Source organism: Pseudomonas sp. SWRI51 (assembly GCF_014268825.1).
In the GTDB taxonomy this organism is placed as follows: Bacteria; Pseudomonadota; Gammaproteobacteria; order Pseudomonadales; family Pseudomonadaceae; genus Aquipseudomonas; species Aquipseudomonas farsensis.
On sequence record NZ_JABWRG010000145.1, the window covers coordinates 1 to 8982 of the forward strand.

Below are 8982 nucleotides of genomic sequence, written 5' to 3' on the forward strand. Positions count from 1 at the left end.
GCAAGCCCGCTCCCACGTTTCGATGTAAATCAGTCAGTTAGCGTTTGTTCTATGAGAGCTGGCGACAGCCTGCGATGAGGCCATAACAGGTTTGCACAAAACCATAGAGCCTCCCACAGAGCAGGCAACGCAATACAAGTAAGGGGCCGTTATCCGGCCCCTTCTTCATTTCAGCAGTCGGTCAATTCCAGAAAGACCGCCGCCAAACGCTCCAGCCCTGTCTGGTCCGCTTCACTGAAGCGGCCGACCTTGGGGCTGTCCAAGTCAAGTACGCCGATCAAGCGGCCGTCCTTCAGCAGCGGGATCACCAGCTCGCTGTTCGACGCACTGTCACAGGCGATATGCCCCGGGAAAGCATGCACATCTTCAACCCGCTGGGTCACCCGCGTGGCCGCCGCCGCCCCGCATACGCCCCTGCCGAACGGAATACGCACACAAGCCACCTGCCCCTGGAATGGGCCCAGCACTAACTGTTCGTTGCGGTTCAGGTAGAAACCCGCCCAATTCAGGTCGTCGACCTGGTTATACAAAAAAGCTGAAAACTGCGCGGCATTGGCAATGAAGTCGCGCTCATCGGCGAACAATGCCTGCACTTGCGCAGCCAGCAGGTCGTAGCCATCGAGGCCTTTACCACTGGCGTTGAGGTCGATCATTTATTTCTGCTCCAGCAATTGCAGCCCGACCCAGTAGCGGGCGAACTGATAGGCACAGCGGCCATTACGGTTGCCGCGCCCGGTAGCCCAGCGCACGGCGAGTATTTCGAGTGCTTCGGTACGTTCCCAGGCAAGCCCGGCCGGGCGCGCCAACTGGCCGATCCAGTGCTCGACCACATTCAGGAAGTGTTCTTGGCTGAACGGGTAGAACGACAGCCACAGGCCAAACCGGTCGGACAAGGCAATCTTGTCTTCTACCGCTTCATTGGGGTGCAGCTCGCCGTCGACCATCTTCCAGTTTTCGTTGTCGCTCTGCTTTTCGGGCACCAGGTGGCGGCGGTTGGAGGTGGCGTACAGCAGCACGTTATCAGGCGCCTGTTCAAGCGAGCCATCGAGCACGCTCTTGAGCACGCGGTAGTCGCCCTCCCCGGCTTCGAACGACAAGTCGTCGCAAAACAGAATGAAGCGCTGCGGCAATTTTTGCAGTTGCTCGACCACCCGCGGCAGGTCGGCCAGGTGATCGCGCTCGATTTCGATCAGGCGCAAGCCGGCGCCTGCGTGCTCGGCCAGCAAGGCACGCACCAACGACGATTTGCCGGTACCACGCGAGCCCCACAGCAGCGCGTGGTTGGCCGGCAGGCCGTTGATGAACTGGTGGGTATTGCGGCCGAGCTGTTCGCACTGTTTGTCGACGCCGATCAGGTCGGACAAGCGCATGTCCAGGCTGACCTCAAGCGGCAGCAGGTAACCGCTGCGGCCATCACGCTGCCAACGGGCGGCAAGGGTTTGCGACCAGTCGATGTGCGGGCGTGGCGCAGGCAGCAAAGGTTCCAGGCGCGCCAGTACCGATTCGGCGCGGTCGAGAAAAGCGATGAGGCGGGGTTCCATTGAGGCTCCTGAAGTGAACAGCTTTACGCCAGTAGCGGGGGCTGATCGGCTATGCTTGCGCAGCGCACGGAGCAAACCACTGGCTTGGGGCCCATGGATATAAAGTTCACCAATCGTCTGTCATACAAGCAAGCCCGATTGACAGTCCTGGTCGGCTTCATCCTGGGAACATTGCTCAGCCTTATCCAGATCGGCATCGATTATGCCAGCGAAGACGCGTCCATCAACCGTGAAATTCGCACGCTGCTGAAGATCAGCCACGACACCGCCTCGCGCATTGCCTACAACATCGACACCGAACTTGCCCAAGAGCTCACCGGCGGCCTGCTCAAGTCACCGGCGCTGATCCGCGCCCGGCTGATCGACAACAACGACACCGTGCTGGCCGATGTCCAGCGCCCGCGCCTGGAAAGCCGCTACCGGCCGCTGTCTGACTTTCTGTTCGGTGAGCAGCGCCAGTTCCAGGACCGCCTGTACCTGGCGCACCTGCCTGGCGAGTACCTCGGCACGCTGTACCTGGACGTCGACACCTATGCCTTCGGCGGGCGTTTTCTCGACCGCGCCGGCATCACCCTGTTCAACGGTTTTGCCCGCAGCCTGGTGCTCACCGGCATCCTGCTTGGGCTGTTCTACCTGATGCTGACCAAGCCCTTGGTGACGGTCATCGGCGCCCTCAGTGGTGGCGATGCACGCGTACCTAGGCAAACCCGCGTCGAGTGCCCGAGCGGCCACGAGAACGACGAGATCGGCGTGCTGGTCAAAGTCGCCAACCAGCAATTTGTCAGCATGGCCACCGAGATCCAGCAGCGGCGCAATGCAGAAAACCGGCTGACCCAGTACCTGAATGAACTCGAAGACATCGTCTCGGCGCGCACCGACGAGCTCAAAGCCATCAACCACCGCCTGAGCCAGTCCAACCAGGAACTCGAAGATGCCCGCCAGCGCGCCCTGGACATGGCCCATGCGCGCGCAGCGTTTCTGGCCAACATGAGCCACGAGATCCGCACCCCACTCAATGGCATGCTGGGCATGATCGCCCTGGCCGTGGACGGCCCGCTGGCCGCCGAGCAGCGCCAGCAGCTGGCGATTGCCCACGATTCGGGCAAGGTGCTGGTCGAGTTGCTCAACGATATTCTCGACCTGTCCAAGTTCGACGCCGGCCAGCTTGAACTCGAACGCATCCCCTTTGACCTCGGGGCGATGGTGGAGGACACCGCCAACCTGCTGTCGCAGAACGCTGCCGCCAGCGTGGAGCTGACCTGCCTGATTGATGCCGACTTCCCCAGCAGCGTGCTCGGCGACCCCACGCGGGTGCGCCAAATTGTCAGCAACCTGCTGTCCAATGCGCTCAAGTTCACCCGCTTCGGCCGGGTGGACATCCGCCTGCACAGCATCGTCGGCGGGGTACGCATCGAAGTCAGCGACACTGGCATCGGCATCCCCGAGGACGCGCAAGCGCGGATCTTCCAGCCTTTCACCCAGGCTGGGGCCGGCATCACCCGCCAGTTCGGCGGCACCGGGCTGGGCCTGGCGCTGACGCGCAACCTGTGCAAGGCCATGCAGGGTCACCTGCACATCCAGTCGCGAAGCGGCTTCGGCAGCTGCTTCAGCGCCGACCTGCCGCTGCCGCCACACACCGAGGCAATTGCACCTGCGCCATTGGTCGGGCGCGTGATTTCGCTGGGCAACAGCACAAGCGGCCTGACCGAACTGCTGCAGACGCTGCTGCCCCGCTGGGGGCTTGAGCATGCACATTTCGACAGCGCCGCCGACATCATCGGCGCAGCCCCTGACCTGCTGATAACCGATGACCTGGAGCAGGTGCTGCAACTGCGCCCAGCCATCGCCGCGCCGATCCTGCTGGCCACCGCCTATGGCAGTTTTCTGCCAAGCGAGCAGACAGCGCAACTGGCGCCGCTGTATCAACTGGCCCGGCCATTGGCCCGCAACGCCCTGTACCAGACCCTGCGCCGCACGCTGCTGGGCGAGCCGAGCTTGGCCTTGCCGAGCCCAGCCCCCGGCGAGCAGCCACTGCGCGCGCGCATTTTGCTGGTCGAGGACAACCCAGTGAACCAGATGGTAGCCAAAGGCATGCTGATCAAACTGGGCTGCCAGGTGCAGATCGCCGCCCAAGGCGCAGAAGCCTTGGAGTGCCTGGAGCGCGAGTGCTTCGACATGGTGCTGATGGACTGCAACATGCCGGTGATGGATGGCTATGAAGCCAGCCGGCGCATCCGCCAGGGCGGCCGCTGGCCCGACCTGCCCATCGTCGCCCTGACCGCCAACGCCATGCCCGAGGAGCGTGAGCGATGCCGCGCCGCCGGCATGAACGACTATCTGGCCAAGCCGTTTCGGCGCGAAGAGCTACTGGCGCTGATCGAGCACTGGGTGCCGATCAGCGGCTGAGCAGGCGTTCGATATCGGCCTTGAGTGCCTGCGGCTTGGTCGCTGGCGCATAGCGGGTGACCTTGCCGGTGGCCGGGTCGAAGAGGAACTTGGTGAAGTTCCACTTGATCTTCTGCGTGCCCAGCACGCCTGGGGCCCGGCGCTTGAGTTCGGCGAACAGCGGATGAGTGGCCGGGCCATTGACCTCGACCTTGCGAAACAGTGGAAAGGTCACACCGAAGTTGAGCTCGCAGAACTGCGCGATTTCCCGCGCATCACCCGGCTCCTGCTTGCCGAACTGATTGCAGGGGAAGCCCAGCACCACCAGGCCCCGGCCCTGATACTGCTGCCACAGCCCTTCCAGGCCTTGGTACTGCGGGGTAAAACCGCACTGGCTGGCGGTATTGACCACCAGCAGCGCCTTGCCAGTAAAGTCGGCGAGGGTCTTGTGCTCCCCGCCAAGGGTAATGCAGGGGGTGTCCAGCAGTGCATCGGCCATGGGCGCTCTCCAGATTAGTCGCGGGGTTTGAAATCCAGGCACACCGAGTTGATGCAGTAGCGCAAGCCAGTCGGCGGCGGGCCATCGGGGAACACATGGCCCAGGTGCGCGTCGCACTGCGCGCAGGTGACTTCGGTGCGGATCATGCCGTGGGAGGTATCGCGGATCTCGATCATCGCGCTTTCATCAAGCGGCGCGTAGAAGCTTGGCCAGCCGCAGCCGGAGTCGAACTTGGTGTGGGCGTCGAACAACGCAAGGTCGCAGCAGATGCAGTGATACACGCCGTCGCGGCGCTCGCTGTTGTACTTGCCACTGAACGGCCGTTCGGTGCCCTTCAGGCGGCACACCTGGTATTGCTCGGGGTCGAGCATGGCGCGCCACTCGTCCAGTGTCTTGTCGATCTTTTGCATAAGCACCTCGGCAGGCTGAATTTCACCTCGCGCCGGCTTTTCCCTGGCGCGGGTGGCACGTATATTAGTTGGCTTCGTGCGCAAGGGGCCAAGTCTGGCATCCGCGCCCCGCCCTTTCAAACCTTTAGACGGCGGCGCGCCGCGTATTCTCAATCGGGATCTCATCATGCAGTTCAGCAAATCGAACAAGCTCGCCAATGTCTGCTACGACATTCGCGGCCCAGTGCTCAAGCACGCCAAACGCCTGGAAGAGGAAGGCCATCGCATCCTCAAGCTGAACATCGGCAACCCGGCACCGTTTGGTTTCGAGGCGCCGGACGAAATCCTCCAGGACGTCATCCGCAACCTGCCCACCGCCCAAGGCTACAGCGACTCCAAAGGCCTGTTCAGTGCGCGCAAGGCGGTGATGCAGTACTGCCAGCAGAAGCAGATCGAAGGCGTCGGCATCGAGGACATCTACTTGGGCAACGGCGTCTCCGAGCTGATCGTGATGTCGATGCAGGCGCTGCTCAACAACGGTGACGAGGTGCTGATCCCGGCGCCTGACTACCCGCTGTGGACCGCCGCGGTGAGCCTGGCTGGCGGCAAGCCGGTGCACTACCTGTGCGACGAGCAGGCCGACTGGTTCCCCGACCTCGACGACATCAAGGCCAAGATCACCCCGAACACCAAGGCCCTGGTGATCATCAACCCGAACAACCCGACGGGCGCTGTGTACTCCACCGAGCTGCTGCTGGGCATGCTCGAGCTGGCCCGCCAGCACAACCTGGTAGTGTTCTCCGACGAGATCTACGACAAGATTCTCTACGACGAAGCCGTGCACATCAGCACCGCCTCCCTGGCCCCCGACCTGCTGTGCCTGACCTTCAACGGGCTGTCCAAGTCGTACCGCGTGGCGGGCTTCCGTTCCGGCTGGCTGATCATCTCCGGGCCCAAGCACAACGCGCAAAGCTATATCGAGGGCATCGACATGCTGGCCAACATGCGCCTGTGCGCCAACGTGCCGGCCCAACACGCCATCCAGACCGCGCTGGGCGGCTACCAGAGCATCAACGACCTGGTACTGCCGCCAGGGCGCCTGCTGGAGCAGCGCAACCGCACCTACGAGCTGCTCAACGACATCCCGGGCGTCAGTTGCGTCAAGCCGATGGGCGCGCTGTATGCGTTCCCGCGGATCGACCCCAAGGTCTGCCCGATCTTCAACGACGAGAAGTTCGCCCTTGACCTGTTACTGTCCGAGAAGCTGCTGATTGTTCAGGGCACCGCGTTCAACTGGCCGTGGCCAGACCACTTCCGCGTGGTCACCCTGCCGCGTGTAGACGACCTGGAGCAGGCCATCGGCCGCATCGGCAACTTCCTGCGCACATACTCGCAGTAACGGTTGCCGTTATCGCAAGCTGCCGCTGCCGATGTTGTGCAAACGGGCGGCAGCCTGCGATAGCCGGGGTTATTCTTACATCCTGCAACGCTCTATCCCACAGCCGCTTCAGCATCCTCTGCCATACTCCTCGCGTACACAGTTTGAAATAGTCCCCCGATTGAATCGGCGGCACCTCCCCCTTATATACCCCCGCAGCAAGCAACAATTTCATCCGTCAGGAGATCGTCAAAACCATGATGCGCATTCTGCTGTTTCTAGCCACCAACCTTGCGGTGGTGCTGGTTGCAAGCATTACCCTGAGCCTGTTCGGTTTCAACGGGTTCATGGCTGCCAACGGGGTCAACCTCGACCTTGGCAAGCTGCTGGTGTTCTGCGCCGTGTTCGGTTTCGCCGGTTCCCTGGTCTCGCTGTTCATCTCCAAGTGGATGGCGAAGATGAGCACCGGTACGCAGATCATTACCCAGCCACGCACCCGCCATGAGCAATGGCTGCTGCAGACCGTCGAGCAGCTATCCCGCGAAGCCGGCATCAAGATGCCCGAGGTGGGTATTTTCCCGGCCTACGAGGCCAACGCCTTCGCCACCGGCTGGAACCGCAACGATGCCTTGGTAGCGGTATCGCAAGGTTTGCTCGAGCGGTTTTCGCCCGATGAAGTGCGGGCGGTGCTGGCCCACGAGATCGGCCACGTGGCCAACGGCGACATGGTCACCATGGCGCTGGTGCAGGGCGTGGTGAACACATTCGTGATGTTCTTTGCCCGCATCATCGGCAACTTCGTCGACCGGGTTATCTTCAAGAACGAAAACGGCCACGGTATCGCCTACTTCGTCGCCACCATCGTCGCGGAACTTGTGCTTGGCATTCTGGCCAGCATCATCGTCATGTGGTTCTCGCGCCGCCGCGAGTTCCGCGCCGACGAAGCCGGTGCACAGCTGGCCGGCACGGGCGCGATGATCGGCGCCTTGCAGCGCCTGCGCTCGGAACAGGGCTTGCCGGTCCATATGCCAGACACCCTGAAGGCCTTCGGTATCAATGGCGGCCTGAAGCAGGGCCTGGCCGGCCTGCTGATGAGCCACCCGCCGCTGGAAGAGCGCATCGACGCACTGCGTCGTCGCGGTTGATTGCAACGCCCCTGCAGGAGCGGCCTCGTGCCGCTCCTGCACAGGCTCAGCGTTGCAGCAGGTAGGCTCGCTCGATCAAGCTGCCGACGCCCGCCTTCTGGTACTTCGGGCTTGTGTCGATAATCTGCTGCGCTTCAACCTCCTGCACCTGCCACTGTGCAAAGCCGCTGCGCACTTCATCATCTGCCACGGCAAATGGCGGGCCGTCGAGCAGCGACTGATCGTAGTCCAGCGTCACCAGCAAGCCTTTACAGGCAGGCAGCAGCTCATCAAGCAACGCCATATAGCGCTGGCGCATTGCCAATGGCAGCGCGATCAGCGCAGCGCGGTCGTAAAGTGCAGTGCAGCCGGCCACATCCTTCGCACGCAGCGCAAAAATATCCCCGCACCACACCTCAAGCTCACCACTGCGCCACACCTCGAATGCACCTTGGCGGGTCACTTCAGGCGCAAGCCCATTTTCGCTGAACAAACTCTTCACCGCCTGGGCCGATAGCTCCACACCCAGCACCCGATGGCCCTGGCCCGCCAGCCAGAGCAGATCCAGGCTCTTGCCACACAGCGGCACCAGAACACGGGCAGCGGGTTCCAGGCCCAAGGTGGGCCAATGGGTTTGCAGATAAGGGTTGACCTGGGGCTGGTGAAAACCGATCTGATTGTCCGCCCATCGCTTGTGCCAGAACGTCGACTCCATGATTTCTCCAGGTTTTTCGATAAATAGCCGTAAAAACTTATATTGGAACTCGATCATCGCCTGATCGAAGATGACTGCATCTTACCTTCAGGACCCCTACAATGCTGCCAAGCCTGTTCATTTCCCACGGATCGCCCATGCTCGCCTTGCAGCCCGGCGCCAGCGGGCCGGCACTGGCCGAGCTGGCCAACGCCCTGCCCCGGCCCAAGGCGGTCGTGCTGGTGTCGGCGCATTGGGAAAGCCGCGACCTGCTAGTGATGAGCAACCCACAACCGGCTACCTGGCACGATTTCGGCGGTTTCCCACAGGCGCTTTACGCGGTGCAATACCCAGCGCCAGGAGCGCCTGCGCTGGCGCAACGCGTCGCCGACCTGCTCGGGGCCAAGCTCGACGCCCAGCGCCCGTTCGACCACGGTAGCTGGGTGCCGCTGTCGCTGATGTACCCGCAGGCTGAAATCCCGGTCATTCAGGTGTCGCTGCCCAGCCAAGCGGGCCCCGCACTGCAGTTAAAGGTGGGTGCTGCGCTGGCCGCCTTGCGCGGCGAAGGCATTCTGTTGATCGGCTCGGGCAGTATCACCCACAACCTGGGCGAACTGGACTGGCACGCAGGGCCCGACACCATCGAGCCGTGGGCACTGGCGTTTCGCGATTGGGTGGTGGAAAAGCTGCAAGCCGATGACCGCCAGGCGCTGCTGGAATACCGCCAGCAGGCGCCGTTTGCGGTGCGCAGTCACCCGAGCGATGAGCACTTGCTGCCGCTGTTTTTTGCCCTGGGGGCGGGAGAGCGGTTCAGCATCGTCCACCAGGGCTTCACCCTGGGGGCGTTGGGGATGGACATCTACCGGTTCGACTGAAGGACGCCATCGCAGGCTATCGCCAGACATATCTCCTTGTGGCGAGCTCCCTTGTGGCGAGCGGGCTTGTCCCGCGTTGGGCTGCGCAGCAGCCCCT

Annotated in this window: 9 protein-coding genes; 4 read left to right on the forward strand and 5 right to left on the reverse strand. The window is 62.6% G+C overall.

The window, feature by feature from the left end:
* Positions 1 to 170: 170 nt before the first annotated feature.
* Both HU720_RS23310 and HU720_RS23315 read right to left on the reverse strand, forming a co-directional pair.
* On the reverse strand, positions 171 to 653 hold the full coding sequence (locus HU720_RS23310; protein ID WP_186523398.1) for a GAF domain-containing protein: 483 nt from the start codon (positions 651 to 653) through the stop codon (positions 171 to 173).
* On the reverse strand, positions 654 to 1541 hold the full coding sequence (locus HU720_RS23315; RefSeq protein ID WP_186523399.1) for an ATP-binding protein: 888 nt from the start codon (positions 1539 to 1541) through the stop codon (positions 654 to 656).
* Between the two features lie 51 nt (positions 1542 to 1592).
* Here HU720_RS23315 and HU720_RS23320 point away from each other — a divergent pair, with 51 nt between their 5' ends.
* Positions 1593 to 3947: an ATP-binding protein gene (locus HU720_RS23320; protein WP_186523400.1), complete on the forward strand. Its 2355-nt coding sequence runs from the start codon at positions 1593 to 1595 to the stop codon at positions 3945 to 3947.
* Here the strand turns inward: HU720_RS23320 and HU720_RS23325 are convergent.
* Positions 3937 to 4425, reverse strand: a complete 489-nt coding sequence (locus tag HU720_RS23325) for a glutathione peroxidase (RefSeq protein ID WP_186523402.1) — start codon at positions 4423 to 4425, stop codon at positions 3937 to 3939. The two genes, HU720_RS23320 and HU720_RS23325, sit on opposite strands and share 11 nt — an antisense overlap.
* A 14-nt stretch (positions 4426 to 4439) precedes the next feature.
* Positions 4440 to 4835, reverse strand: coding sequence for a peptide-methionine (R)-S-oxide reductase MsrB (msrB, locus tag HU720_RS23330; RefSeq protein ID WP_186523404.1), 396 nt, complete (start codon positions 4833 to 4835; stop codon positions 4440 to 4442).
* Positions 4836 to 5001: 166 nt separating this feature from the next.
* Between msrB and HU720_RS23335 the strand changes: the two genes are divergently transcribed.
* Together HU720_RS23335 and htpX are read left to right on the forward strand one after the other, a co-directional pair.
* Positions 5002 to 6213 (forward strand): pyridoxal phosphate-dependent aminotransferase, encoded by a 1212-nt coding sequence (locus tag HU720_RS23335; protein ID WP_186523407.1) that lies wholly within the window; start codon positions 5002 to 5004, stop codon positions 6211 to 6213.
* Between the two features lie 236 nt (positions 6214 to 6449).
* Positions 6450 to 7337 carry a protease HtpX gene (gene htpX / locus HU720_RS23340; protein WP_186523409.1) on the forward strand — a complete coding sequence of 296 codons (888 nt, stop codon included), beginning with the start codon at positions 6450 to 6452 and terminating at the stop codon, positions 7335 to 7337.
* Positions 7338 to 7383: 46 nt separating this feature from the next.
* Here htpX and HU720_RS23345 read toward each other — a convergent pair whose 3' ends face one another.
* Positions 7384 to 8031, reverse strand: coding sequence for a thiopurine S-methyltransferase (locus HU720_RS23345; RefSeq protein ID WP_186523417.1), 648 nt, complete (start codon positions 8029 to 8031; stop codon positions 7384 to 7386).
* Between the two features lie 101 nt (positions 8032 to 8132).
* On the opposite strand from HU720_RS23345, the gene HU720_RS23350 reads away from it, so the two are divergent.
* Entirely contained in the window at positions 8133 to 8885 is a 753-nt protein-coding gene (locus HU720_RS23350; protein ID WP_186523419.1) for a class III extradiol ring-cleavage dioxygenase, read from the forward strand.
* The last annotated feature ends 97 nt before the right edge of the window (positions 8886 to 8982 follow it).

Coding starts and splice junctions, on each gene's coding strand:
- msrB (WP_186523404.1), bottom strand. CDS start 4,835: ATGCAAAAGATCGACAAGACACTGGACGAGTGGCGCGCCATGCTCGAC.
- HU720_RS23350 (WP_186523419.1), top strand. CDS start 8,133: ATGCTGCCAAGCCTGTTCATTTCCCACGGATCGCCCATGCTCGCCTTG.
- HU720_RS23315 (WP_186523399.1), bottom strand. CDS start 1,541: ATGGAACCCCGCCTCATCGCTTTTCTCGACCGCGCCGAATCGGTACTG.
- HU720_RS23345 (WP_186523417.1), bottom strand. CDS start 8,031: ATGGAGTCGACGTTCTGGCACAAGCGATGGGCGGACAATCAGATCGGT.
- HU720_RS23310 (WP_186523398.1), bottom strand. CDS start 653: ATGATCGACCTCAACGCCAGTGGTAAAGGCCTCGATGGCTACGACCTG.
- HU720_RS23335 (WP_186523407.1), top strand. CDS start 5,002: ATGCAGTTCAGCAAATCGAACAAGCTCGCCAATGTCTGCTACGACATT.
- HU720_RS23325 (WP_186523402.1), bottom strand. CDS start 4,425: ATGGCCGATGCACTGCTGGACACCCCCTGCATTACCCTTGGCGGGGAG.
- htpX (WP_186523409.1), top strand. CDS start 6,450: ATGATGCGCATTCTGCTGTTTCTAGCCACCAACCTTGCGGTGGTGCTG.
- HU720_RS23320 (WP_186523400.1), top strand. CDS start 1,593: ATGCTTGCGCAGCGCACGGAGCAAACCACTGGCTTGGGGCCCATGGAT.